The sequence below is a fragment of the Massilia rhizosphaerae genome (assembly GCF_016093545.1).
Lineage (GTDB): Bacteria > Pseudomonadota > Gammaproteobacteria > Burkholderiales > Burkholderiaceae_D > Telluria > Telluria rhizosphaerae.
In genome coordinates this window covers 344,801-370,032 of the sequence record NZ_JADKYX010000003.1, presented here as the reverse complement: position 1 = coordinate 370,032, position 25,232 = coordinate 344,801, and the positions used below count along the sequence as shown (strand labels likewise).

22 protein-coding genes are annotated in these 25,232 nt (G+C 68.4%); 8 read left to right on the top strand and 14 right to left on the bottom strand.

Annotated features, from left to right (window positions below; genetic code table 11):
* Window positions 1-15: 15 nt before the first annotated feature.
* From ISF28_RS07305 to aptA, 8 genes are all read right to left on the bottom strand, one after another.
* The gene (locus tag ISF28_RS07305) at window positions 16-2,007 is read right to left on the bottom strand and encodes an MHYT domain-containing protein (protein WP_198116495.1); all 1,992 of its coding nucleotides are present in this window, start codon (window positions 2,005-2,007) and stop codon (window positions 16-18) included.
* 123 nt (window positions 2,008-2,130) lie between these two features.
* Window positions 2,131-3,411 carry a Zn-dependent hydrolase gene (locus tag ISF28_RS07300; protein WP_198116494.1) on the bottom strand — a complete coding sequence of 427 codons (1,281 nt, stop codon included), beginning with the start codon at window positions 3,409-3,411 and terminating at the stop codon, window positions 2,131-2,133.
* 22 nt (window positions 3,412-3,433) lie between these two features.
* The gene (gene hydA / locus ISF28_RS07295) at window positions 3,434-4,822 is read right to left on the bottom strand and encodes a dihydropyrimidinase (RefSeq protein ID WP_198116493.1); all 1,389 of its coding nucleotides are present in this window, start codon (window positions 4,820-4,822) and stop codon (window positions 3,434-3,436) included.
* Between the two features lie 27 nt (window positions 4,823-4,849).
* Window positions 4,850-6,337, bottom strand: a complete 1,488-nt coding sequence (locus ISF28_RS07290) for an NCS1 family nucleobase:cation symporter-1 (protein WP_198116492.1) — start codon at window positions 6,335-6,337, stop codon at window positions 4,850-4,852.
* A 142-nt stretch (window positions 6,338-6,479) separates the two neighbouring features.
* A complete protein-coding gene (preA, locus tag ISF28_RS07285) occupies window positions 6,480-7,754 on the bottom strand; it encodes an NAD-dependent dihydropyrimidine dehydrogenase subunit PreA (protein WP_198116491.1) in 1,275 nt (424 codons plus the stop codon).
* Window positions 7,754-9,130 carry an NAD(P)-dependent oxidoreductase gene (locus ISF28_RS07280; RefSeq protein WP_198116490.1) on the bottom strand — a complete coding sequence of 459 codons (1,377 nt, stop codon included), beginning with the start codon at window positions 9,128-9,130 and terminating at the stop codon, window positions 7,754-7,756. The genes preA and ISF28_RS07280 overlap by 1 nt, the downstream gene beginning before the upstream one ends.
* 101 nt (window positions 9,131-9,231) lie before the next feature.
* Window positions 9,232-10,725: a CoA-acylating methylmalonate-semialdehyde dehydrogenase gene (locus ISF28_RS07275; protein ID WP_198116489.1), complete on the bottom strand. Its 1,494-nt coding sequence runs from the start codon at window positions 10,723-10,725 to the stop codon at window positions 9,232-9,234.
* 17 nt (window positions 10,726-10,742) lie between these two features.
* Window positions 10,743-12,059: an omega-aminotransferase AptA gene (gene aptA, locus ISF28_RS07270; protein WP_198116488.1), complete on the bottom strand. Its 1,317-nt coding sequence runs from the start codon at window positions 12,057-12,059 to the stop codon at window positions 10,743-10,745.
* 185 nt (window positions 12,060-12,244) lie between these two features.
* Between aptA and ISF28_RS07265 the strand changes: the two genes are divergently transcribed.
* From ISF28_RS07265 to ISF28_RS07250, 4 genes are all read left to right on the top strand, one after another.
* On the top strand, window positions 12,245-13,684 hold the full coding sequence (locus tag ISF28_RS07265) for an aminotransferase-like domain-containing protein (protein ID WP_198116487.1): 1,440 nt from the start codon (window positions 12,245-12,247) through the stop codon (window positions 13,682-13,684).
* Window positions 13,681-14,331, top strand: a complete 651-nt coding sequence (locus tag ISF28_RS07260; RefSeq protein ID WP_198116486.1) for a TetR/AcrR family transcriptional regulator — start codon at window positions 13,681-13,683, stop codon at window positions 14,329-14,331. Before ISF28_RS07265 ends, ISF28_RS07260 begins: the two co-directional genes overlap by 4 nt.
* Window positions 14,319-14,879, top strand: a complete 561-nt coding sequence (locus tag ISF28_RS07255) for a GNAT family N-acetyltransferase (RefSeq protein WP_198116485.1) — start codon at window positions 14,319-14,321, stop codon at window positions 14,877-14,879. Before ISF28_RS07260 ends, ISF28_RS07255 begins: the two co-directional genes overlap by 13 nt.
* A 159-nt stretch (window positions 14,880-15,038) precedes the next feature.
* Window positions 15,039-16,169 carry a PEP-CTERM sorting domain-containing protein gene (locus ISF28_RS07250; protein WP_198116484.1) on the top strand — a complete coding sequence of 377 codons (1,131 nt, stop codon included), beginning with the start codon at window positions 15,039-15,041 and terminating at the stop codon, window positions 16,167-16,169.
* Between the two features lie 19 nt (window positions 16,170-16,188).
* Here ISF28_RS07250 and ISF28_RS07245 read toward each other — a convergent pair whose 3' ends face one another.
* Together ISF28_RS07245 and ISF28_RS07240 are read right to left on the bottom strand one after the other, a co-directional pair.
* The gene (locus ISF28_RS07245) at window positions 16,189-16,806 is read right to left on the bottom strand and encodes a glutathione S-transferase family protein (RefSeq protein ID WP_198116483.1); all 618 of its coding nucleotides are present in this window, start codon (window positions 16,804-16,806) and stop codon (window positions 16,189-16,191) included.
* A 66-nt stretch (window positions 16,807-16,872) separates the two neighbouring features.
* Window positions 16,873-17,559, bottom strand: coding sequence for a helix-turn-helix transcriptional regulator (locus ISF28_RS07240; protein WP_198116482.1), 687 nt, complete (start codon window positions 17,557-17,559; stop codon window positions 16,873-16,875).
* A gap of 216 nt (window positions 17,560-17,775) precedes the next feature.
* Between ISF28_RS07240 and ISF28_RS07235 the strand changes: the two genes are divergently transcribed.
* The 4 genes from ISF28_RS07235 to ISF28_RS07220 are packed head-to-tail and all read left to right on the top strand — an operon-like array spanning window position 17,776 to window position 20,221.
* Entirely contained in the window at window positions 17,776-18,054 is a 279-nt protein-coding gene (locus tag ISF28_RS07235) for a hypothetical protein (RefSeq protein WP_198116481.1), read from the top strand.
* A 13-nt stretch (window positions 18,055-18,067) separates the two neighbouring features.
* Entirely contained in the window at window positions 18,068-18,958 is an 891-nt protein-coding gene (locus ISF28_RS07230; RefSeq protein WP_198116480.1) for a sensor histidine kinase, read from the top strand.
* Complete coding sequence (locus tag ISF28_RS07225; RefSeq protein ID WP_198116479.1) at window positions 18,955-19,767, top strand: LytR/AlgR family response regulator transcription factor; 813 nt, start codon at window positions 18,955-18,957, stop codon at window positions 19,765-19,767. Before ISF28_RS07230 ends, ISF28_RS07225 begins: the two co-directional genes overlap by 4 nt.
* Window positions 19,768-19,786: 19 nt before the next feature.
* Window positions 19,787-20,221, top strand: a complete 435-nt coding sequence (locus ISF28_RS07220) for a VOC family protein (protein WP_198116478.1) — start codon at window positions 19,787-19,789, stop codon at window positions 20,219-20,221.
* On the opposite strand, the gene ISF28_RS07215 is transcribed toward ISF28_RS07220, so the two are convergent.
* From ISF28_RS07215 to ISF28_RS07200, 4 genes are all read right to left on the bottom strand, one after another.
* On the bottom strand, window positions 20,222-20,962 hold the full coding sequence (locus tag ISF28_RS07215; protein ID WP_198116477.1) for a DUF2076 domain-containing protein: 741 nt from the start codon (window positions 20,960-20,962) through the stop codon (window positions 20,222-20,224).
* A 126-nt stretch (window positions 20,963-21,088) separates the two neighbouring features.
* Window positions 21,089-21,493, bottom strand: coding sequence for a cytidine deaminase (locus ISF28_RS07210; RefSeq protein WP_198116476.1), 405 nt, complete (start codon window positions 21,491-21,493; stop codon window positions 21,089-21,091).
* Window positions 21,490-22,812 (bottom strand): thymidine phosphorylase, encoded by a 1,323-nt coding sequence (gene deoA, locus ISF28_RS07205; protein ID WP_198116475.1) that lies wholly within the window; start codon window positions 22,810-22,812, stop codon window positions 21,490-21,492. Before deoA ends, ISF28_RS07210 begins: the two co-directional genes overlap by 4 nt.
* A gap of 25 nt (window positions 22,813-22,837) precedes the next feature.
* Window positions 22,838-25,228, bottom strand: a complete 2,391-nt coding sequence (locus tag ISF28_RS07200; RefSeq protein WP_370663398.1) for an aldehyde dehydrogenase family protein — start codon at window positions 25,226-25,228, stop codon at window positions 22,838-22,840.
* Between the last annotated feature and the right edge of the window lie 4 nt (window positions 25,229-25,232).

The window sequence follows — 25,232 nt, the reverse complement described above, 5'->3', positions numbered from 1 at the left end:
GCGTTCCAGCAAGCGTCAAACCTCGCGCGCGGCCGCCTCCTTGCCTCCGCGCGCCGCCACGCGCCGGATGGCCTCCGCCAGCACGGCCGGTTCGACCGGCTTGGCCAGGTAATCCGTGAAGCCGGCCTGCAACGCCTTGTCCCGGTCGTCCTGGCGCGTGAACGCGGTCAGCGCGATGGCGGGAATGTCCGCGGTGGCCGCGCGCCGGCGGATGCGCCGCATCAGTTCGAAGCCGTCGACTTCGGGCATCCCCACGTCGCTGACGATCACGTCCGGCACCTCGTGCTCCAGCAGCGCCAGCGCCGCGCCGGCGCCGGGCGCCGTCATCGTGGCGGCGCCGCTGACCGTCAGGATCTGTTCCAGCACGTCGAGCGTGTCGGGCGCGTCGTCGATCACCAGCACCCGCAATCCCGACAGGTCGGCCAGCTCGCGCGGCGCGGCCGGCGCGGACGGACGGACGCCCGCCGCCGCCACGGCCGCCGGCCGGTGCGCCAGCGGCAGGCGCACGGTGAACGTGGCCCCCGTGTGGGCGCCGGCGCTGTCGACGGCGATGGTGCCGCCGTGCAGTTCGACGAGCTGCTTGGCGATCGACAGGCCCAGTCCCAGGCCGCCGTGCTGGCGCGTGATCGACGCGTCCTGCTGGCGGAAGCGGTCGAACACATGGGGCAGGAAATCGGGCGCGATGCCGATGCCGGAATCGATCACGCGGATCACGGCATCGTTGCCGTCGCGCCCCAGCAGCACCTGCACGTTGCCGCCCGGTGGCGTGAACTTGACCGCGTTGGCCAGCAGATTCCACAACACCTGCTGCAGCCGGCCCGGATCGGCGCGCACCTCGAGGGGCATGGCGCCGGCGTCGCGTCCGAGGTCGGCGCGCAGCGCGATCATCTTGGCCGCCGCCGCCGGGTGCACGGTGCCCAGCGCCGCCTCGACGATGCGGGCCGGATCGACGGTCTGCACGTCCAGGCGCACGGTGCCGGAAATGATGCGGCTCATGTCGAGCAGGTCGTCGATCAACTGGCCCTGGGCGCGCGCGTTGCGTTCGATCGTCTCGAGCGCGCGCTTCATGGTCGCCTCGTCCTTCACGCCCCGCTGCAGCATGCCGGCCCAGCCGAGGATCGCGTTGAGCGGCGTGCGCAGCTCGTGCGACAGCGTGGCCAGGAATTCGTCCTTCAGCGCGGACAGGCGCTCGGCCTGGTCACGCGCGCTGCGTTCGCGTTCCAGCAATTCCTGGCGCTCGAGCGCCGTCGCCTGCGACATCGCGAGGATGTGCGCGTTCGCTTCCAGCCGGGCGTCGAACACGGACGCGATGAGGGCCAGGCCCAGCACGCAGAACGTGGCCAGCAGGACGAGCGTGGCGAGGCCGTCGCGGTGCACGCCGGCGCGCGCGGCCATGCACACGCTGTCGGCCGGGAAGTTCGCGGCCGCCATGCCCGTGTAGTGCATGCCGACGATGGCCATGCCCATCACGACGGCGGCCCCGATGCGCGGCAGCCACACGTCCGGCGCGTTGCGGCGCAGCCGGAAGGCGATCCACAACGCCAGCGCCGAGGCGCCGACGGCGATGACGACGGACAGCGCGAACAGCAGCGGGTCGTACACGATTCCCGGCTGCATGCGCATGGCGGCCATGCCCGTGTAATGCATCGCGTTGATGCCGATGCCCATGATCAAGCTGCTTGCGCCCAGGCGCACGGGACCGAGGTCCGCGCGGCTCACCTGCCACAGCGCGAGGCCGGACGCGGCGATCGCCAGCACCAGCGACGCGAGGGTGATGGGGATGTCGTACGCGACCGGGATCGGCAGGCGGAACGCCAGCATCCCGACGAAATGCATGGCCCAGATCCCGGAACCCATCGCGATCGCGCCGCCCAGGACCCAGGCGAACTTGGCGCGCCCGGCGGCTTCCGTCACGCGGCCGGCCAGGCTGAGTGCGGAATAGGACGCAACGATCGCGATGAGGATGGAGATCAGGACCAGCGGAGGCTCATAGTATCCTGTCAGCATCGTCAACGCGCATGAGTGGCAAAACGCAAGGACACGGCGGTCCTTGCGGGCCCGGAAGACTTCGGCACAGTATGCTACGACCGCCCGTATTCGGCCAGAATGGTAACAGGAATTCGCGCTTTCTTACTGTTGTGCAACAATTTCAGCGCGCACGGGCTGGCCTGCGCCGTCCGCGATCCCGGCCCGCTCCAGCATCGCGTGCAGCAGCACGTTGCAGCCGGCTTCCAGGTGCGCGGGCTGGGCGTCCTCGATTTCGTTGTGGCTGATGCCGTCCTTGCACGGCACGAAGATCATGCCGGCCGGCGCGCGCCGCGCGACGTAGATCGCGTCGTGCCCGGCGCCCGACACGACGTCCATCGTCGAGTAGCCCAGCCTGGCCGTGGCGGCGCGCACGGCGTCCACGCAATCCGGGTGGAACGGGCAAGGCGGGTAGTACGATACACGTTCCAGCTCGATGCCGAGGCCCGTCTCGCGCCGCGTGCGCTCGACGAACGCCTCGATCTCGCCGTGCATGGTGTTCAGCAGCTCGTCCGAGACGTTGCGCAGGTCGATGCTGAACTTGACCCGGCCGGGGATCACGTTGCGGCTGTTCGGGAAGACCTGCACCATGCCCACGGTGCCGCGTCCGTACGGCGGATAGCGGTTGGCGATGGCCACCGTCTCCTGCATGATGGTGGTGGCCACCTGCAGCGCGTCGCGGCGCAGGTGCATCGGGGTCGGGCCCGCGTGCGCCTCCATGCCGGTCACGGTGCAGTCGTACCACGACAGGCCCATCACGGCGGGCACGACGCCGATCACCTTGTTCGCATCCTCCAGCACGGGCCCCTGCTCGATGTGCGCTTCGAAATACGCGCCGATGGGGTGCATGCCCGGCGCCTGGTCGCCCCGGTAACCGATCCGCTCCAGCTCCTCGCCGACCGACTTGCCGTCGACGTCGCGCGCCGCGTACGCCGTCTCCAGGGTGAAGGCGCCGCAGAATACGCCGGAGCCCATCATCACGGGCACGAAGCGCGAGCCTTCCTCGTTCGTCCAGAACGCGACTTCGATCGGCGCCTGGGTGCGGATGCCGCGCTCGTTCAGGGTGCGCACGACTTCCAGGCCGGCCAGCACGCCGTAGTTGCCGTCGAATTTGCCGCCGGTCGGCTGCGTGTCGATGTGGCTGCCCGTAACGACGGGCGGCAGGCTCGGGTTCGCGCCCTCGCGGCGCATGAAGACGTTGCCGATCGCATCGACCGTGACGGCGAGGCCCTCGGCCTTCGCCCATTGCACGACGAGATCGCGGCCCTGGCGGTCGAGGTCCGTCAGGGCGAGGCGCTTCACGCCGCCCTTGTCGGTGGCGCCGATTTGCGCCAGTTCCATCAGGGCGTTCCACAGGCGGGTGCCGTTGATGCGCAGGTCGTTCATGGTTGTCCTCCGGTGATGGGCTTCAGATGGTGCCGGTAAACGCCGGCCGCTCCACATAGCGTCCCGCGCCCCGCTCCGCGCGCAGGTCGCCGTCCGCATACACGAGCTTCCCGGCCGCCACCGTGTGCGTCGGGATGCCGCGCACGGTGCGGCCTTCGAACACGTTGAAGTCGCCCTTCGAATGCTGCGTCGCGGCCGACAAGGTGCGCGTGCCGTGCGGGTCCCACACGACGACGTCCGCGTCCGCGCCCACGGACACGGAACCCTTGCGCGGGTAGATGTTGAAGATCTGCGCCGCGTTGGTCGACGTCACGCGCACGAATTCGGACGGCGTCAAACGCCCCGTGTTGACACCCGCATCCCACACGACGGCCATGCGCTCCTCGACGCCGCCGCAGCCATTCGGGATGCGCGTGAAATCGTCCGCGCCCATCGCCTTCTGGCCCGCGCAGAACGTGCAGTGGTCCGTCGCCGTCGTGTGCAGGTTGCCGCCCTGCAGGCCCTGCCACAACGCCGTCTGGTGGTGACTGGAGCGGAACGGTGGGCTCATCACGTAGGCGCGCGCGGTCTCGGGGTCGGCGTGGCGGTAGACGCTGTCGTCGATGACGAGGTGGCCCGCCAGCGCCTCGCCGTACACGCGCTGGCCCCGTGCGCGGGCGCGGGTGATGGCGTCCAGCGATTCGGCGCACGACACGTGCACGATGTACACGGGCGTGCCCAGCACGTTCGCGATGGCGATGGCGCGGTTCGCCGCTTCCGCCTCCACTTCGGGCGGCCGCGACAACGGATGCGCTTCCGGCCCGCGGATGCCCTTGGCCAGCAGTTCGCGCTGCAGCTGGTAGACCAGCTCCCCGTTCTCCGCGTGCACCGTGGGGATCGCGCCCAGTTCGAGCGCGCGCCGGAAGCTTTTCACGAGCGTCTCGTCGTCGGCCATGATGGCGTTCTTGTAGGCCATGAAGTGCTTGAAGCTGTTCACGCCGTGGCGCTGGACGAGCGTGCCCATGTCTTCGTGGACGGTGTCGTCCCACCACGTGACGGCCACGTGGAACGAGTAGTCGGCCGCGGCCTTCTCGGCCCAGCCGCGCCAGGTCTGGAATGCGTCCAGCAAGCGCTGCTTGGGGTCGGGGATCACGAAGTCGATGATCGTCGTCGTGCCGCCCGCCAGCCCGGCCGCCGTGCCGGTGTAAAAATCGTCGGCGGTGACGGTGCCCATGAACGGCAGTTGCATGTGCGTGTGCGGGTCGATCCCGCCCGGCATCACGTACTGGCCGCCGGCGTCGACGATCGTCGCGTTGGCGGGCGCCTCCAGGTTCTCGCCCACGGCGACGATCTTGCCGCCTTCGGTGAGGACGTCGGCGCGGAATGCGCGGTCCGCGTTGACGACGGTGCCGCCACGAATCAGGATGGTCATCTGTCTCCCCTTTTTACGATCGGTGCATCAATCGAGCGAACGGGCCGGACGCAGCGCCGGCGCCGCCCTGCCCTTCATCATGAGGCCGTACACGAGCGCGGAAATCGCGATCCCGACGAACCACGCATAGGTGTACAGGGTCTTGAAGCCGGCACCCACGTCCGGGAACGACGCCGGAAACGCCGCATTCAAGAAGCCCGGGATGTTCGGCAGCACGCCGGCGACGAATGCGACGATGGCGGCGCGGTTCCAGCCGTTCTTGTAGCCGTAGATGCCGTCGTCCTTGTACAGCTGGTCGACGGCGAGCTCGGTGCGGCGGATCAGGTAGTAGTCGATGATCAGCACGCCGGCGATGGGCCCCAGCAGCGCGGAATAACCGATCAGCCACGTGAAGATGTAGCCTTGCGTCGATTCGAGGATCTTCCACGGCATCATGACGAGCGCGATGCCGGCCGTGATGTAGCCGCCCGTGCGGTACGAGATGCGGCGCGGCGCCAGCGCGGAAAAATCGTAGGCCGGGCCGACGAGGTTCGCGGCCAGGTTGACGCTGACGGTGTCCACGAGCAGGACAATGAGCGCGATCAGCACGGCGGCGCCCGTCATGCGGCTGGCCAGGTCGACAGGGTCCCACAATGCCTTGCCGTACAGGACGACGGTGGCCGACGTGACGATGACGGCGAGCGCCGCCAGGAGGCCCATGGGCACCGGCAGGCCGATCGACTGGCCCAGCACCTGGTCGCGCTGCGTGCGCGCGAAGCGGGTGAAGTCGGGGATGTTCAGCGCGAGCGTGGCCCAGAAGCCGACCATCGCCGTCAGCGACGGCCAGAACGTGGTCCAGAACTGGCCGGCCTTCTTGCCGCCGGCGACGAATTGCGACGGCGCGTCGAGCAGCGGCCCGAAGCCGCCGGCCTTCTGGTACACCCAGCCGAGCAGCACGAAGCAGATCGCGATCTTGAGCGGGGCCGTGTACGTCTCCAGCTTGCGGATCGAATCCATGCCGTGCACGATGAACCAGAACTGGATCGCCCAGAACACGACGAAGCACAGCAGCTGCGCGCCGTTGATGCCGAAGCCGTCCAGCTTCGCGCCGCCGATCTCGTGCCCGGCCAGCACGCCCAGCAAGGTGTAGATCATGCTGCCGCCGAACCACGTCTGGATGCCGTACCACCCGCACGCGACGATGGCGCGCATCAGCGCCGGCAGCCGCGCCCCGCGCGTGCCGAACGCCGCGCGCGCCAGCACGGCGTACGGGATGCCGTACTTGGTGCCGGCATGGCCGATCAGCAGCATCGGCAGCAGCACGATGGCGTTGGCGAGGAACACGGTGAACACGGCCTGGTAGGCGGACATGCCGGCTTCGATCAGGCTGGCCGACAGCGTATAGGCCGGGATGCACATCACCATGCCGACCCACAGGGCGGCGAAGTGATACCAGCGCCACGTGCGCTGCGCCGCGCTGGTCGGCGCCAGGTCTTCGTTCCACAGGTCCTGGTTCGTTGCGGGGTCAAGGCTCATCGGGGCGGTCTCCATCGGTTGGCGGGCATTGCGACATTAGCAGCAAGAGCGATGCCAGGCAATTACGTATGCCGTAGGGTGGGCACCCTGTGCCCACCATGCGTGCCCATCGGCATGCCTCGGTGGGCTCGGGGAGCCCACCCTACGTCGTAATATCCGTCCGCGGATTCCTGGGATCCTGCGTCCAATTCATATACGGCTTGCCCGTCTGCTGCGGCACCATCGTGATGCACCCTTCGACGGGACAGGTGATCTCGCACAGGTTGCAGCCCACGCATTCCTGGGCTATGACCTCGTACCGTCGCGCATTGCCGTCGACGATGCGGGCGATGGCCTGGTGCGACGTATCCTCGCACGCGACGTGGCAACGCCCGCACTGGATGCACTTGTCCTGGTCGATGCGCGCGATGACCTGGTAGTTCATGTCCAGGTATTTCCAGTCCGTCGTGTTGGGCACGGCCTTGCGCGAGAACGCCGCGATGTTTTCATACCCCTTCGCATCCATCCAGCGCGACAAGCCGTCCTTCATCTCCTCGACGATGCGGAAGCCGTGCAGCATCGCCGCGGTGCACACCTGCACCGAGCCGGCGCCCAGTGCGATGAATTCGGCCGCGTCGCGCCAGTTGCCGATGCCGCCGATGCCGGATATCGGCAAACCTCTCGTGACGGGGTCGCGCGCGATCTCGGCCACCATGTTCAGCGCGATGGGCTTCACGGCGGTGCCGCAATAGCCGCCATGCGTGCTGGCGTTGCCGACGGCGGGAAACGCGACCATGCGGTCCAGGTCCAGGTGCGTGATCGAATTGATGGTGTTGATCAGCGAGACGGCATCCGCCCCGCCCGCCAGTGCCGCCCGCGCGGGCGCGCGCACGTCCGTGATGTTCGGGGTCAGCTTGACGATCACCGGCAGCCGCGTATGCGTCTTGCACCAGCGCGTGACCTGTTCGATCAGGTCCGGCTGCTGGCCGACGGCGGCGCCCATCCCGCGCTCGGGCATGCCGTGCGGGCAGCCGAAGTTCAGTTCGATGCCATCGGCACCCGTCGCCTCGACGAGCGGCAGGATCTCGCGCCACGGCGCTTCCTCGCACGGCAGCATCATCGACACGATCAGCGCGCGGTCCGGCCAATCCTTCTTGACCTGCGTGATCTCGCGCAGGTTGATCTCGAGGCTGCGGTCGGTGATCAGCTCGATGTTGTTGAAGCCGATCACCTCGCGGTTCTTCCCGTGCAGCGCCGAGTAGCGCGACGACACGTTGACGGCCGGCGGGTCCTCGCCGAGCGTCTTCCACACGACGCCGCCCCACCCGGCCTCGAAGGCGCGCACGACGTTGTAGGCCTTGTCGGTCGGCGGCGCGGACGCCAGCCAGAAAGGGTTCGGCGACTTGATGCCGCAGAATTCGATGCTCAGGTCGGCCATCATGCCTCCGCTTTGGAAAGGATGTCGTCATGGATCGCCAGCGCGGCCAGCTTGCCGTGCTGGACGGCCTGCACCGTCAGGTCCTGCCCCGGCGCCACGCAATCGCCGCCCGCGTACACGCCCGGCAGTTTGGTGCGGAACCTGGCGTCGACGTGGATCCGCAGTTCGCCTTCCTTACCTTCACGTTCGATCTCGCCCGCCAGCGGATCGGACAGCGCGCCCGCATCCATGTGCTGGCCGATCGCCTTGAACACGGCATCGGCCGCGACGTCGACGAAGGCGCCCGTGCCGGCGAGGCGGCCGTCAAGCAGGCGCGTCTCCTCGAAGCGCATGCCGCGCACGCGTCCCGCGTCGTCCAGCAGCACCTCGTGCGGCGCGGCCCACGTGCGGATGCGCACGCCGTTCGCCCTGGCGATCTCGATCTCGTGATCCGTCGCGCTCATCGCCTCGACGCCGCGGCGGTAGACGAGCGTGACCTCTTCCGCGCCGAGACGCCCGATCTGCACGGCCATGTCGACGGCCGTGTTGCCGGCGCCGATCACGACGGCGCGCCGCGGCACCGGCAGCGCCGCGAGGTCGGCCGCCTGGCGCAGGGTGGCGATGTAGTCGACGGCGACCGCGAGGCCGGGCGCGTCCTCGCCCGTGAGGCCGAGCCGGCGGCTGGCGCCGAGGCCCAGGCCGAGGAAGACGGCGTCGTAGCGCGTGTGCAGGTCCTGCAGGTGCAGGTTGCCGCCCAGGACGCGGCCGTACTGGATCTCGATGCCCCCGATGGACAGCAGGAAGTCGACCTCGCGCTGGGCGAAGTCGCCCGGCAGCTTGTACTTGGCGATGCCGTATTCGTTGAGGCCTCCCGCCTTGTCGCGCGCCTCGAACACGACGACGTCATGCCCCAGCATCGCGAGCCGGTGCGCGCATGCCAGCCCGGCCGGGCCGGCGCCCACGACGGCGATGGTCTTGCCGGTCGATGGCGCGCGCTGGAACGGGTGGCCGGCGAAGTGCGCGTTGTCGATGGCGTGGCGCTGCAGCAGGCCGATCTTCACGGGCTGGCCTTCGGCGTCGTGGTTGCGCACGCAGGCGTCCTCGCACAGGATCTCCGTCGGACACACGCGCGAACAGCTGCCGCCGAAGATGTTCTGCTTGAGGATGTTGACGGCGGCGCCATCCACGTTGCCTTCGTGGATGTTGCGGATGAAGCTCGCCACGTCGATGCCCGTCGGGCACGCGCGGGTGCAAGGTGCGTCGTAGCAGTACAGGCAGCGGGCGCTCTCGATGGCGGCCTGGCGGGCCGTCAGCGCCGGCGCGAGGTCCGTGAAGCGCTCGGACAAGGCGGCGTGCGTGCCGGCGGCGTGGGGCAGATGGTGGAGTGACTCGATCATGAAGCATCCCTTCTTGTACGTGGTGATACGAGGACTACCTCGAGAACCGTTTGGTGGGCACGGGGTGCCCACCCTACGTCAAGTTCAACGGATCGTGGCCATCATTTCATTTGAGGAAATGCGAACTCCACCCCGCTGCTCGCCGTATTCGGCCACCGCTGCATGACGGCCTTTTGCCGCGTATAGAACCGCACGCCTTCCGGCCCGTACGCGTGGTGGTCCCCGAACAGGCTTTTCTTCCACCCGCCGAAGCTGCTGAACGCCATCGGCACGGGCAACGGCACGTTCACGCCGACCATGCCCACTTGCACCTGGCGCACGAATTCGCGCGCCACGCCGCCGTCGCGGGTAAACACGGCCACGCCGTTGCCGTACTCGTTGCCGTTGATGAGGGCCAAAGCGCTGCCCACGTCCGGCAGGCGCACGACGCACAGCACGGGTCCGAAGATCTCTTCCCGGTAGATCGACATGGAAGGCAGAACGTGGTCGAACAGCGTGCCGCCCACGAAGAAGCCGTTCGCGCGCTCCTGCACCTGGAAGCCGCGGCCGTCGACGACGAGCGTCGCGCCCTGCTCCACGCCTTCGCCGATCAGCCGTTCGATGCGCTGCTTGGCCGCGAGCGTGACGACCGGCCCCATCTCGGCGCCGTCCGCCATGCCGTCCGCGATCTTCAGGGCGCGCGTGCGCTCGGCCAGCCGGGCGACGAGCGCATCGCCCGCGTCGCCGATGGCCACCGCCACCGAGATCGCCATGCAGCGCTCGCCCGCCGAGCCGTACGCGGCCCCGATGAGGGCGTCGACGGCCATGTCCATATCGGCGTCCGGCATCACGACCATGTGGTTCTTGGCGCCGCCCAGTGCCTGCACGCGCTTGCCGGCCGCGCTGCCGCGCGCATAAATATATTCCGCGATCGGCGTGGAGCCGACGAAGCTGACGGCCTGGATGTCCGGGTGGTCCAGCAGCGCGTCGACCGCGGCCTTGTCGCCCTGCACGACGTTGAACACGCCGTCCGGCAGGCCCGCTTCCTTGAGCAGGCGCGCATGCAGCAGCGACGCCGACGGATCGCGCTCCGACGGTTTCAGCACGAACGTGTTGCCGCACGCGATCGCGACCGGGAACATCCACATCGGCACCATCACGGGGAAGTTGAACGGCGTGATGCCCGCGACGGCGCCCAGCGGCTGGCGCATCGACCACGCGTCGATGCCGCGCGCGATCTGGTCCGTGAACTCGCCCTTGAGCAGTTGCGGGATGCCCACCGCGAATTCGACGACCTCGATGCCGCGCGCGACTTCGCCGCGGGCGTCGGCGAACGTCTTGCCGTGTTCGCGCACGACCAGCGCCGCGAATTCGTCCACGTGGCGCTGGCACAGCTGCAGGTAGTTGAACAGCACGCGGGCGCGCGCCAGCGGGGGCGTCGCGGCCCAGGCGGGAAACGCGGCATGGGCCGCCGCGACGGCCGCGTCCACGTCGCCGCCGCTCGCCAGCGCCACGCGCGCGCACGGTTCGCCCAGCGCGGGGTTGTAGACGTCGGCGTAGCGTCCGCCGGTGCCCTCGGCCACGCGGCCATTGACGTAGTGATTGATGGTCTCCATGGGTTCTTTCAGTCGATTCAGTCGAGGTTCTTGAGGACGGTGGCCAGCTTGCCGAACAACTCGTCGATGTGCTTCTTCTCCAGCACGAGCGGCGGCGACAACGCGATGATGTCGCCCGTCGTGCGGATCAGGATGCCGTCGGCGAAGGCCTGCTTGAACGCGGCGAACGCGCGCGCGCCCGGCTTGCCGGGAATGCCGGCCAGCTCGATGCCGGCGACGAGGCCGATGGTGCGGATGTCGATCACGTGCGGCAGGCCGCGCAGGCTGTGTACGGCGTCTTCCCAGTACGGTTGCAGGTTCTTCGCGTTGTCCAGGATGCCCTGCTCCGCGAAGACGTCGAGCGTCGCCAGCGACGCCGCGCAGGCCAGCGGGTGGCCGGAATACGTGTAGCCGTGGGCCAGTTCGATGCCGGCCGGCGCGTCCATGAACGCGTCGTGGATGAATGTTTTCGAGAACACGGCGCCCATCGGCACGACGCCGTTCGTGAGGCCTTTCGCCGTCGTCATCAGGTCCGGTTCGACGTCGAAGTAGTCGACGGCGAACGGCGTCGTCAGCCGGCCGAAGCCCGTGATCACTTCGTCGAAGATCAGCAGGATGCCGTATTTGGTGCAGATCTCGCGCAGGCGCTTCAGATAGCCCTTCGGCGGGACCAGCACGCCCGTCGATCCCGACACGGGTTCGACGATCACGGCCGCGATGGTCGACGGATCGTGCAGCGCGACGATGCGTTCCAGCTCGTCCGCCAGTTCCGCGCCGTGTTCCGGCTCGCCGCGCGAGAACGCGTTCTGCGCGAGGTTGTGCGTGTGCGGCAGGTGGTCGACGCCCGGCAGCAGCGGCCCGAAGGCCTTGCGGTTCGGGCCGATGCCGCCGACGGACAGGCCGCCGAAGCCGACGCCGTGGTACCCGCGCTCGCGCCCGATCAGCCGCGTGCGTCCGCCCTCGCCGCGCGCCTTGTGGTAGGCCAGCGCGATCTTGAGGGCGGTGTCCACGGCTTCCGAGCCGGAGTTCGTGTAGAACACGTGGCCGAACTTGTGGTTCGTGTAGTCCATCAGCCGCTCGGCCAGGTCGAAGGCGGCCGGGTGGCCCATCTGGAACGTGGGCGCGAAATCGAGCTGGCCGACCATCTCGCTGACGGCGGCGACGATCTTCGGCTGCGCGTGGCCGCACGGGACGCACCACAGGCCGGCGGTGCCGTCGAGCACGGCGTTGCCGTCGACGTCCTTGTAATACATCCCTTGCGCCGAGACGAGGAGGCGCGGGTGCGCCTTGAAGTCGCGGTTGTTGGTGAATGGCATCCAGAAGGATGACATCGATTCGGGTCTAGACTCGTACATGCGACTCCCCTAGTAATCTGACAGCCAGCCTACAAATTTACCAACTGGCAAAAACAATGATGCAATAATAGACAGCAGAGCAACAGTGGCACATATACACAATCTGCGAAAATGGCCAACCGTACTGGTAGCATAGCCTGTACAGTTGCCGGCGTCGCGCACGACGCAGCCCCGATGGAGTAACGATGGATCCGACCGACAAGAGCGAGAGCGAGGGATGGCCCGTGCTGGCGATCGACCGCCAGCGCCGCGGCAGCCTGGTGGACCAGATCGTCGCGGCCATCGCCGAGATGGTAAATCGGCGCGCGCTGCCCGCCGGGACGAAGATGCCGTCCGTTCGACAATTCGCAAAAGTGAACGGCGTCAGCACCTTCACCGTCGTCGAATCGTATGACCGCCTGCTGCATCTGGGCCTGCTCTCGTCGCGGCGCGGCTCCGGCTTTTTCGTGGCGCGCGGCGCGGACGCGCCGGCGCAGCAGGCCGCGCTGCCCGCCGCCGCCGGCGTCGTCGACACGCTCACGCCCGACCTGTATTCCGGCCAGACGGACGCGCTGCCCGTCGGCGCCGGCTGGCTGCCGCCCGAATGGTATGGCGCATCGACGATCCTCGACGCCGTGCGCCACGCGATGAAGATCCCGGCCGGCCGCCTGCGCGGCTACGGCCATCCGCTCGGCTTTCCCAGCCTGCGCCAGCACCTGGCGGCCGCGCTGTCGGCCGACCTGTTCGCCGTCCAACCCGAGCAGATCCTGCTCACGCACGGCGCCACCCACGCATTCGACCTCGTGCTGCGCACGCTCACCCGGCCGGGCGACGTCGTGTTCGTCGAGGATCCCGGCTACAGCAACCTGCTCGCCCTCGTGCGCCACCACGGGTGCGAAGCCGTCGGCATCCCGCGCGGCGCGCACGGCCTGGACATGGACGTCCTCGCGCAGGAGGCCCAGGCGCGCCAGCCGAAACTCATGTTCGTCAACACGGTGCTGCAGAATCCCCTCGGCACGTCGCTGTCGCAGGCGCAGGCGCACCGGCTGCTGGCGCTGTCCGAGCAGTACGACTTCTGGCTCGTCGAGGACGATATCTACCGCGAACTGGCCGTGCGCGGCGAATCGTCGCTGGCCGCGATGGATGGCCTGCGCCGCGTGATCCGCATCGGCAGCTTTTCGAAGACCCTGTCGCCCGTGCTGCGCGTGGGCTCGATCTGCGCGTCGGCCTCCCTGTTGCCGGAACTGGTGCGCGTCAAGATGCTCACGGGCCTGACGACGTCCGAAGTGAACGAGCGCGCCGTGTACGATGCCGTCAGCAGCCGCGCCTACCGCAAGCAGGTCGAGCGCCTCGTGCTGCAGCTGGACGGCGCGCGCGAACGGGCCCTCGAACGCCTCGGCGACGCGGGCCTCGTGCCGCTCGCCAGGCCGCGCGGCGGGATGTTCGTCAGCGCGGGATGGCCGGACGGCCGGGGCAACGGCCGCGCCATCGCCGAGCGCGCGCTGCGCGCCGGCATCTTGCTGGCGCCGGGCGAATTCTTCTCGCTGCAACCGCCCGCCTGCGCCTGGTTCCGCTTCAACGTCGCCTATGCCTTCGAGCCCGCCCTGCTCGACTTCCTGTGTTCGATCCGAGGAGATCCGCCATGACCACCGCCCCCGCCAAATACCGCGTCAGCCACCGCGGCAAAGTCGAAACGGCCATCCTGGGCGAAGCCGTGCGCCAGTTCGCCGAATGCGGCTACGAAGGCACGTCGATCGCCACCGTCGCGGAGCGCGCCGGCCTGTCGAAGCAGAACCTGATGTACTACTTCCCGACCAAGCAGGCCTTGTACCAGCGGGTACTCGACAACGTGCTGGACGAGTGGCTCGCGCGCATGGCCTGCCTGGCCGACCCGGGCAAGGACCCGGGCGACGTGCTGCGCGCCTACGTGCGCGCGAAGCTGCAATTCTCGCGCGAGCAGCCGCTCGCGTCGCGCGTGTATGCGATGGAAGTGATCGGCGGCGCCAAGCTGTACGCCGACCGGATCCGCAGCCGCGTGATCCCGCTGCTGCGCGCCGACATCGCCGTGTTCGAGCGCTGGGTCGCGGACGGAAAGATCGCGCCCGTCAACGCCACCCACCTGCTGTTCGCCGTCTGGGCGATGACGCAGTCGTATGCCGACTTCGCGGCGCAGATGACGCTCGTGCTCGACCGCGAACAGTTGCAACCGTCCGACTTCGACGACGCCGAACGCCTGATCACGGGCATGGTGCTCGCCGCCGTCGGCCTGCAGGAGAACCCATGCCCGATTTGAACCCCATCGAATTGTCCACGCCGCGCCTCCTGCTGCGCTGGATGGACGAACGCGACGTCGACGCCCACTACGCCGTGTTTTCCGACCCCGAGGTGGCGCGCTACTGGAGCAGCGGCCCGTGGACGACGCTGGACCAGTCGCGCGACCACATCGCCGCCACGCGGGCCGCGTACGCCGACGGCAGCGGCATGCGCCTGGGCGTCGCGCTGCGCGGGACGGGACAACTGATCGGCAACGTCAGCCTGCACCGCTTCGTGGACGCCAGCCGGCGCTGCGAACTGGGCTATGCGCTCGCCCGCGCCCACTGGGGCGCCGGCTACGTCAGCGAGGCGCTGCGCGCGCTGCTCGATTACGGCTTCACGGCACTCGACCTGAACCGCGTCGAAGCCGACATCGACCCGCGCAACACCGCGTCGGCCCGGGTGCTGGAAAAGCTCGGATTCCGCAAGGAAGGTTTCATGCCCGAACGGTGGATCGTGCAGGGCGAGCCGGCCGACACCGTCTATTACGGGCTGCTGCGCGCATACTGGAACGCGGCCGTCGCATAAGCGCGACGCGCCGTCCGCGCACGCCGCGTACCCATGACGGGTAACAAACCGGCGCGCGTTCCCGCCCCCTATTCTTGATCTCAGCAGCGGAGCCACGGCCGCTGGCGCCCGGGCAATATCGCCCTGGCAGTCCGATCAACGATGAATCAGGAGGTTCCGATGTCGATCATGGCGATCCGCAAACTCGCGCTCCTATGCGTCCTGTGCGCCGCAGGCACGTCCACCTTGCCCGCCCTGGCCCAGACGACGCCGTACGACCTCACCGTCGTGGGCGCCGCCGACAGCCAGGCATGGGGCCTCAACAACCTGGGCACGGTGGTGGGCAGGACCTTCGACCCGTCCTTCAACAGCTACCGCGCCTTCGTCAACACGGGCACGGGGCCCGTCGACATCGGCACGTTCGGCGGCACGAACAGCATCGCCGCGGCCGTGAACGATGCCGGCCAGATCGTCGGCTCGGCGGACAATGCCGCCGGCCAGAGCCGCGCCTTCCTGTACCAGAACGGCAGCATGACGGACCTCGGCACCTTCGGCGGCAACGGCAGCCATGGCTGGGGCATCAATGCCGCCGGCGTCACCGTGGGTTCCGCGTTCGCGCCCGAGAACCCGAACGACTTTTCCGGCGAACGCGCCTTCGTGCGGCCGCCCGGGGGCACGTTGCAGGACCTCGGCACCCTGCCCGGCTTTTCCAGTCCGTTCGCAGGGGCGACCGACATCAACAACCACGGCCAGATCGTCGGCGCCTCCGGCCAGGCCGGGCCGGGCGATCCGCCCGTGCATCCCTTCCTGTATTCGAACGGCGTCATGACCGACCTCGGCACGTTCGGCGACGCCTATTCGACCGCCTACGCCATCAACGACCTCGGCCAGGTCGTCGGCTATTCCGACAGCCTGGCCGACTTCCACATCCCGCAAGCTTTCCTGTACGAAGGCGGCAAGCTGATCAACCTCGACGCCAGGCTCGGCGGCACAGGCAGCATCGCCTACGACATCAACAACCTGGGCCAGATCGTCGGCGACAGCGGCACGTTCGGCGCCTTCATCATGCAGGGCGACACGGTCACCAGCCTGGACGCGCTGATCGACCCGGCGGCCGGCTGGACGATCCAGCTGCCCAAGGCCATCAACGACCACGGACAGATCGCGGCGACCGGTTTGTTGAACGGCAAGGCGTACGCCGTGCTGCTCTCGCCGGTTCCGGAACCCGCGGCCGCGTCCATGCTGGGCCTCGGCCTGGGCGTGCTGGTGCTGCGGCGGCGCCTCCGTCCACGCCCGGACGGCCGGGCGTGACCGGAACCGCGCGCCGCGATCACCAGGCCTTGTCGGTGTTGCGCCACGCCGGCAGCGCCTGGATGCGCTCGAACCAGGCCAGCAGGTGCGGATAGCCGTCCAGCGGCAGCCGCGTCTTCTCTTTGTACATGAGCGGCGCCACCACCGCGTAGTCGGCCAAGGTCACGTCGTCGCCGACGAGCCAGCGGCGCGTGGACAGGTGCTTCTCGAGCACGCGGGCCGCCTCGGCCAGGTCGGCTTCGCCGCGCGCCACCTCCTGCGCGTCGGGATCCTGGCCCGTGACGAATTTCTTCCAGATGTGTTCCCACGTGAGCACGCCGACGGCCGGGCCGAAATGCTGGCAGGACCAGAACATCCAGCGGTTCACGTCGGCCCGGGCCTGGCGGTCCTGCGGCCACACGGTCTGGCCGGGCGTGCCCTCGGCCAGGTATTGCATGATCGCGCACGATTCCCACAGGACGAAGTCGCCGTCGATCAGCACCGGGATCTTGCTGTTGGCATTGACTTCTTCGAGGCGGCGGCGATCGTCCTGGCTGGCCAGGTTGATCTCGACGAGGTCGAACTGGATGCCGAGGTGCTCCGCGGCCAGCAGCACGCGGCGGGTGTTGGACGAGTACGAGTTGTAGTAGAGCTGCATTGCTGTCTCCTTGTGGGTGGAAGATGTGACAATGTTAAGGCCCGGCCCTGACAGATCCTGTCAGGATCACTCGGGAATATCGTACTCTTGGCGCCAGCGCCGCAGCAGCTGGTGGCGCGGCGACGGGTAGCGTTCCGTGCTCGCTTCGGCCCGTACGATGCGGTCGACGCGGAAGTGGCGGATCGCGTCGCGCAGTTCGCACCACGCGGCCATGACGCGCTTGCCTTCGAAAAAAGCGAGCGCGAACGGCCACACGATGCGCTCGGTGGCGACGTCGCGCTCGTCGCGGTAGGCGATGCGCAGCTTGCACTGGCGCCGGATCGCCTCGCGCGTGGGCTGGATGAACGCCTCGACCGGCGCCGCGGCCGGAAAGGCCGGCACCCACAAGCTCGTCTCGGCCATGTGGTCGCGCAGGTCGCGCGGCGTGGCGGTGGCGATCTTGGCCAGCGCGCGGTCGGCCGCGGCGGACAGCGCCGGGTCGCCCTGCTGGCGCACCCAGCGCGCGCCCAGCACGAGGGCTTCCAGCTCGTCGGCGTCGAACATCAGCGGCGGCAGGAAGAACCCGGTGCGCAGCACGTAGCCGACGCCCGCCGAGCCCTCGACGGGCGCCCCCAACTGGGCGAGCGTCTGGATGTCGCGATAGATGGTGCGCTCGGACACGCCGAGGCGCTCGGCCAGCGCGCTGGCCGTCACCGGCCGGCGGTGGCCGCGCAGGGCGTCCATCAATTGGAACAGGCGTCCGGTGCGGGTCATGGGGCGCCGTTGCGTCCAGTTGGGATGTCTGAAGTCATGGATACGATTTTATTACTTCGACATGGCCCGGTCCATCGGCGCGCCGCGGCGACCCGCCCGTCGGGCCGCACGACCCCTCATCCCGTGTTTTCGGCAGTTCGTCGGTCTGCTGTGGCCACCATGCCGCCAGGGATGTACAGTGACTCCATCGCAACAAGTCACACCTCAGGAGTCGCCATGAACAAGACCGCTTTCCGCGAATTCGCCGCCACGATGGAAGACATCGCCCACGACATCGTCCGGGCCTGCCGGCGCGGCGCGCGCACCATCGCCACGATGCCGTGGCCCGCGATGCTGGCCTGCTGCATCGTCCTCGCCTTCGTGATCAGCATCCTGCCGCTGGCGCTGTTCCTGTTCGTGCTGTTCATGGGCCTCAAGGTCGTGATCGGCGCCTTCGCCGTCGACCGCCACCGCGCGCAGCGGGAACAATTCGGCGACCACTACGGCAAGCAATAAGCAGGGGAACGGCATGCGCGCCAGCGACATCAACCGCGTCCTCGACTTCGTACGCGACGCCTTCAACGAAGCCAGCAAATTGTGGTGGCGCTTCTTCGACTGGGTCGCCGTCGTCGAATGGCGCCAGCTGTTCCTCACGTGGTTCTTCGTGCTGATCTTCTTCGGGATGTTGAACACGCCCGAGCCGGCGGGCTGGTACGTCTTCATCTCGTTCGCCGTGAAGGTGCTGGCGGGCGGCAAGCGCAAGGCCGAACTGATGGCGCGCGAAGCGACGACGCAGGCCAACGTCGCCACCCTCGAACGCCGGCTGATGGAGGCGCAGATGGCCGCGCTGCAGGCGCAGGTCGAGCCGCACTTCCTGTTCAACACGCTGGCGCTGATCGGCCAGCTGATCGAGACCGATCCGAAGGAAGCGGCGCGCGTGCACGCCCACCTGATCGACTACCTGCGCTCGACCTTGCCGCAGATGCGCCAGCGCGGCGGCGCCACGCTGGGCAAGCAGGTGGAGTTGTCGCGGGCCTACCTCGCCATCATGCAGGCGCGGATGAAGGAACGCCTGCAGGTGCGCTTCGACGTGCCCGACTTCCTCGGCAGCGCCCCGTTCCCGCCGATGATGCTGCAGACCCTGATCGAGAACGCCATCAAGCACGGCCTGGAGCCGAAGATCGAAGGCGGCACCGTCGCCGTCCGCGCGCACGTGGTCGGGGCCGACCTGCACGTGGAAGTGTGCGACGATGGCGTCGGCATCGATCCGCACGCGGACGACGGCGTCGGCCTCGCCAATATCCGCGAGCGGCTGCAACTGCTGTACGGCGCCGAGGCCGCGCTGGACATCTCGACCCCGCCGGGCGGCGGCGCCTGCGCCACGATCCGCCTGCCCTACAAGATGATGGAGGACGCATGAGCCCGGAACAACGCCCGGTCACCGCACTGATCGCCGACGACGAGGCCCCGATGCGCGACCTGCTGCGCGCGCGCCTGGCCAGCGTCTGGCCCGAGCTGCAGATCGTGGCCGAGGCAGCGAACGGCGTGGAAGCCGTCGAACTGGGCGAGCGCCACCGCCCGGACATCGCCTTCCTCGACATCCGCATGCCGGGCCTGTCCGGCATCGAGGCTGCGCGCCGGCTGTACGAGCGCTCGCACATCGTGTTCGCCACGGCCTACGACCAGTACGCGCTGGACGCGTTCGCCCAGGGCGCGCTCGACTATCTGTTGAAACCCGTGTCGGCGGAACGCCTCGCGACCACGTGCGCGCGGCTGCAGGCGCGCCTGCGCACGCGCGCGAGGCCGGACAACGGCGCCGCCGCCGCGCCGCCGCAGGACATCGGCCACGAGCTGGCCAAGCTGACGGCCTTGCTGGAAAACAAGGGCAAGCCCGACAAGCCGGCCTATCTGCGCTGGATCCAGGCCCAGGTCGGTTCCAGCCTGCGCATGGTGAGCACGCGCGAGGTCCTGTTCTTCCAGTCCGACGAAAAATACACGCGGGTGCAGACGGCCTCGGCCGAATTTCTGATCCGCAAGACGTTGAAGGAATTGCTGGACGAGCTCGACCCGGACGAGTTCTGGCGCATCCACCGTTCGACGCTCGTGCGCGTGGACGCCATCGCCGAGGTCAAGCGCGACCTGCGCGGGCGCCAGATGCTGAAGGTGCGCGGTTATGACGGCGAGCTTGAAGTAAGCCGCAATCACAGCTATCTTTTCCAGCAGATGTGAATCACGACCGGAGCCCGCCATGCCTTCCAGCGTCATTCCCTGCCTGCGCTACCGCGACACCCCCGCCGCCATCGACTGGCTGTGCGAAGTCTTCGGCTTCGCCTGCCAGGTCGCCGTGCCCGGCATCGACGGCGCCATCGCCCACGCCCAACTGACGCTCGGCGACGGCATGATCATGCTGGGCTCCGTCAGCGACGAAGGCGAATACGGCAAGCTGCTCGTGCAGCCGGACGAGATCAAGGGCCGCCAGACGCAGACCGTCTACCTGCAGGTGATTGATGCCGACCGCGTGTGCGAGCGCGCGCGCCAGGCCGGCGCCGTCATCCTGCAGGAACCGGCCGACACGGAATTCGGCAGCCGCGGCTTCATGTGCCGCGACCTCGAAGGGCATGTGTGGAACGTCGGCACGTACGATGCGTGGAAGCCGGAGGATTTGTTCCTGCCGAACCGCTGATCAGCTGAACAGCCCTTCGTCCGAACCGTCCCCGTCGAAAAATCCCTGGCCGCCGTCCAGGCTGCCGTTGTCGACACTGTCGTCGAACAGGCCATCCGGCGCCGCGCCGCCCAGCGCCTGGTCGACGTCGCCCAGCCCGGCCTCGTTGGCCAGTGCGCTGCCGGACTGGTCGCTGAACAGATTGTTGGCCGGATCGTCGCTGTTCAGCAGGCGGTTGCCGCCGCCGCCGTAGTCATGGTGGCTGAACATGTTTTCCAGACCCTGGAACAGGAAGCCGCCGGCCGCGACGCCGGCCGCCGTCGCCGCGATCGAGCCAAGGGTGCTGCCCAGGCCGCCGCGCAAGAAGCTCGACGACGGCGCGCTCTGGTACTGCGGCTGATATTGCTGCTGATATTGCTGCTGGGATGGATACGGCGCCTGCACGTCGCGCTGGTAGGACTGGGCCGGCTGCGACCTGCCGCTATTGCCCCAGGCATTGGCGTCGAGGAATTTTCCATCGCCACCTTGCTGACCGGAACGTGCCTGCTGCAGCTGGCTCTCCAGCCCGGCGATGCGGTCCTTCGCATTGTTCAGGGCTTGTTCGAGCAGCAACGCCCTTTGCACCAGCAGGTAGGGGGCATCCGGCTGCTGGGCCACGGCGCGCTGGATCAGGGCATCCGCGTCCGGATCCTTCTGGATGCCGCGGGCCTGGATCAGCTGGCTCAGGAAATCGTGCAACATCTGCGAATCTTGCGGGCTCATGACGTCTGCTCCTTTGAATGATCGGATAGCCCCCATGTTGTGGGGCCGTCCTTGAATTCAAGTTTGACAGCATCCGGGCAAGATTGCCTTAAACGGCGCTGAACCGCGCGCAGCGCGCGGCCGTGCTTACGTTTCGAGGTCGCGGCCGCCGAAGGCGTTCGGCAGTTGCGCGGCGGCCGTCGTTTCCATCACGTCGCCGTTCAAGTTCGCGAGCACGACCGGCAAGTCGCCGCCGCCCAGTTCCAGCACCACTTGGCGGCACGCGCCGCACGGGGCGATGGGGCCCGCCGTGTCGCCGATCACGGCCAGCGCCGCGAAGTCGCCCGGCGCGTAGCCGTGCGCGATGGCGGAAAAGAAGGCCGTGCGCTCGGCGCAGTTGCACAGGCCGTAGGACGCGTTCTCCACGTTACAGCCGCGGAACACGCGGCCGTCCTTGGTGGCGAGCGCGGCGCCCACCTTGAAGCGGGAGTACGGCGCGTAGGCCAGCTCGCGCGCGGCGCGCGCTTCGGCGATCAGGTTCTCGTAGCTCATGGGCGTATGGTCTTGTAGATCATCGGCTGCGCGGCCGGCCGCTCGGCCGCGATGCGGTAGGCGGCCTGCACCTCGCGCACGGCGCGTTCGGCGCCGTCCTGCGTGCGCGCGTGGACGAGCGCCAGCGGCTGGCCGGCCTCGACCTGCGCGCCCAGTTCGGCGAGGTCGGTGAGGCCGACGGCGAAGTCGATCGGGTCCTGCGGGCGGATGCGTCCGCCGCCCAGGCCGACGACGGCCAGGCCCAGGCCGCGGCAATCCGTCGCATACGCGTAGCCGGATGCGGGCGCCGGCACCGGCACGACGATCGGCGCGCGGGCCAGGTGGGCATCGGGATCGTCCATCAGGTCGGCCGGGCCGCCCAGCGCCGCGACCATGCGCGCGAAGCGCTCGGCCGCCTCGCCCGAATCGAGCGCGCGCTGCAGCCGCGCGCGCGCCGCCTCGTCCGTCGCGGCGAGGCCGGAGATGACGAGCATCTCGGCGCACAATGCCATCGTCACCTCGTGCAGGCGCGCCGGGCGCGACTTGCCGGTCAGGTAGTCGATCGCGACGCGCACCTCGACGGCATTGCCGGCCGCCGGGCACAGCGACTCGTTCATGCCGGTCAGGATCGCCGACGTGCGCGTGCCGGCGCCGTTGCCGACGTGGACGATGGATTCCGCCAGCTCCACGGATTTTTCATAAGTCGGCATGAACGCGCCGGTGCCCACCTTGACGTCCATGACGAGGGCGTCGAGGCCCGCCGCCAGCTTCTTCGACAGGATCGAGCCCGTGATCATGGCGACGGATTCCACGGTCGCCGTCGTGTCGCGGATGCTGTAGAAACGCTTGTCGGCCGGCGCCAGCTGCGCGGTCTGGCCGATGATGGCGACGCCCACGTCCTTGACGATCTTGCGGAACAGTTCCGGATCGGGCACCGTGCAGTAGCCGGGAATCGAATCGAATTTGTCGAGCGTGCCGCCGGTATGGCCCAGGCCGCGGCCGGAAATCATCGGCACGAAGCCGCCACATGCCGCGATCATCGGGCCGAGCATCAGCGACACGACGTCGCCGACGCCGCCCGTCGAATGCTTGTCGACGACGGGGCCGGGCAGGTGCAACGATTTCCACTCCATGACCTGGCCGGAATCGCGCATCGCGAGCGTGAAGGCGACGCGCTCGTCCATCGTCATGTCGTTGAAGTAGACGGCCATCGCGAGCGCGGCGATCTGGCCTTCGGTGACGCTGCCGTCCGGGATGCCGCGCACGAAGAAGCGGATCTCTTCCGGGCTCAAGGTGCCGCCGTCGCGTTTTTTGCGGACGATTTCTTGGGGGAGGAACATAAGCAATGTGTCCAAATGTAGGCAATTACACGCCGTAGGGAATCCACACGTTCTTGACCTGGCTTGCATGCTGCAACACCATGCGCCCGCACGCCTGCTTCGCATCGAACCAGTCGCGCCCTTTCGCGCCGCCCGTCCACGTGCGCTTCAGCGATTCCGCCGCCAGGCGCTCCACTTCCGCGCAGCCGTCCTGCGAGCCATCGTGGCGCCACACGGCATCCACGTCGAAGTGCGACGCCAGGGTGCGCGCCAGTTCGTCGTGGCTGCCCGTGACGATGTTCAGCGCGCCGCCCGGCAGGTCGGACGTGTCCAGCACCTGGTACAGGTCCAACGCGGACAACGGATGCGCTTCCGACGGCACCGCGACCACGCGATTGCCCAGCGCCAGCGCCGGCGCCACGAGCGAGATGAAGCCCAGCAGCGGGTTCTCGTCCGGGCACACGATGCCGATCACGCCGACGGGTTCGTTCAGCGCGACGGTGATGCCGTGCATCGGCGGCTGGTGCGCCAGGCCGTCGTATTTGTCGGCCCACGCGGCCCAGTAGAACAGGCGCTCGATCGACGCCCGCACTTCGCGCGCGGCATCCTTGGCGCCAGTCTGCGCGGCGATGCGGGCGGCGAATTCGTCGGCCCGCACGGCCAGGTTCTCGGCGATGTAGTACAGCACCTGCGCGCGGTTGTGCGCCGTCGCCTTCGCCCAGCCGGACGCCTTGTGCGCGGCCTCCACGGCATTGCGGATGTCCTTGCGGTTGCCTTCTCCCACGTCGGCCAGGAATTCTCCGTTCGCGCCATGGATCGCGCGGCTGTACGCGCCGTCCGGGCGCGCCTGCTTGCCGCCGATGTACAGCTTCGCCGTGCGATCGACGGCGAACGGGCTGTCGCCGCTTGCCAGCTTCACTTTACCGGTTTGCTTCAACTGAGCGGCATTGACCGGCGCGGCCGGGCGCGCATCTTCCGCCAGCGGCGTCAGGTACTCAACCATGCCTTCCTTGCCGCCCTCGCGGCCGAAGCCGGATTCCTTGTAGCCGCCGAAGCCGCACGCTGCATCGAACTGGTTCGCCGTGTTGATCCACACGACGCCGGCCTTGATCTGCGGGGCGACGTCCAGCGCGAGGCTGATCGACTCGCTCCACACGCACGCCGCGAGGCCGTACACCGTGTTGTTCGCGAGCTGCACGGCTTCGCCCGGCGTGCGGAAGCTCGACGCGACGAGCACGGGGCCGAAGATTTCCGTCTGCGACACGGTCGCCGACGTCGACGCGCCCGTGATCAACGTGGGCAGATACCAGGCGCCGGCCTGCGGCGTCTCTGCTTCCGGCTGCCAGATCTCGCAGCCTTCGGCGCGCGCCGATTCCACGAGGCCGTGGATACGCTGCTGCTGCACCGGATCGACCAGCGCGCCGATGTCGTTCGATTTATCCAGCGGCGAGCCGACGCGCAGGTTGCGCATGCGCGCCTTGACCTTCTCGATGAAGCGCGGGTAGATCGTTTCCTGCACGAGCAGGCGCGACCCGGCGCAGCAGACCTGGCCCTGGTTGAACCAGATGGAATCGACGAGGCCTTCGACGGCCGCGTCCAGGTCGGCGTCGTCGAACACGATGAACGGCGACTTGCCGCCCAGTTCCAGCGACAGTTTCTTGCCCGTGCCGGCCGTGGCCTTGCGGATGATGCGGCCCACTTCCGTCGAGCCGGTGAACGCCAGCTTGTCGATGCCCGGGTGATTCACGATCGCCTCGCCCACGCGGCCGTCGCCCGTGACGATGTTGACGACACCGGCCGGCACGCCGGACTGCTGGCACATCTCGGCGAACAGCAGCGCCGTCAACGACGTGAATTCGGCCGGCTTGAACACGACGGTATTGCCGGCGGCGAGCGCGGGCGCCACCTTCCACGCCAGCATCAGCAGCGGGAAATTCCACGGCACGATCTGGCCGACGACGCCGACGGCGCGGTAGTCCGCGAATTCTTCCGACTGCAGCTGGGCCCAGCCGGCGTGGTGATAGAAATGACGGGCGGCCAGCGGCAGGTCGGCGTCGCGCGTCTCGCGGATCGTCTTGCCGTTGTCCAGCGTTTCCAGCACGGCGAACAGGCGCGCGTGCTTTTGCAGCAGGCGCGCCAGCGCGTACAGGACTTTCGCGCGGCCGTGGCCACCGAGCGCGACCCAGCCCAGCTGCGCGCGGCGCGCGGCGTCGACGGCGCGGTCGACGTCGGCCTGGCTCGCCTGCGTCACCTGCGCCAGTTCGCTGCCGTCGGCCGGGTTGAACGAGCCGAAGGTCTCGGCAACATCCGTCCAGGCGCCGTCGACGAACAGGCCGAAACGGCGGCCATGCGATTCCAGCCACGCTTGCGCTTCCTTGGTGCTCTCGGGTGCGGGGCCGTAATCCATGGTCTGAAGAATCTCTTTGATAGTGGGCATGACA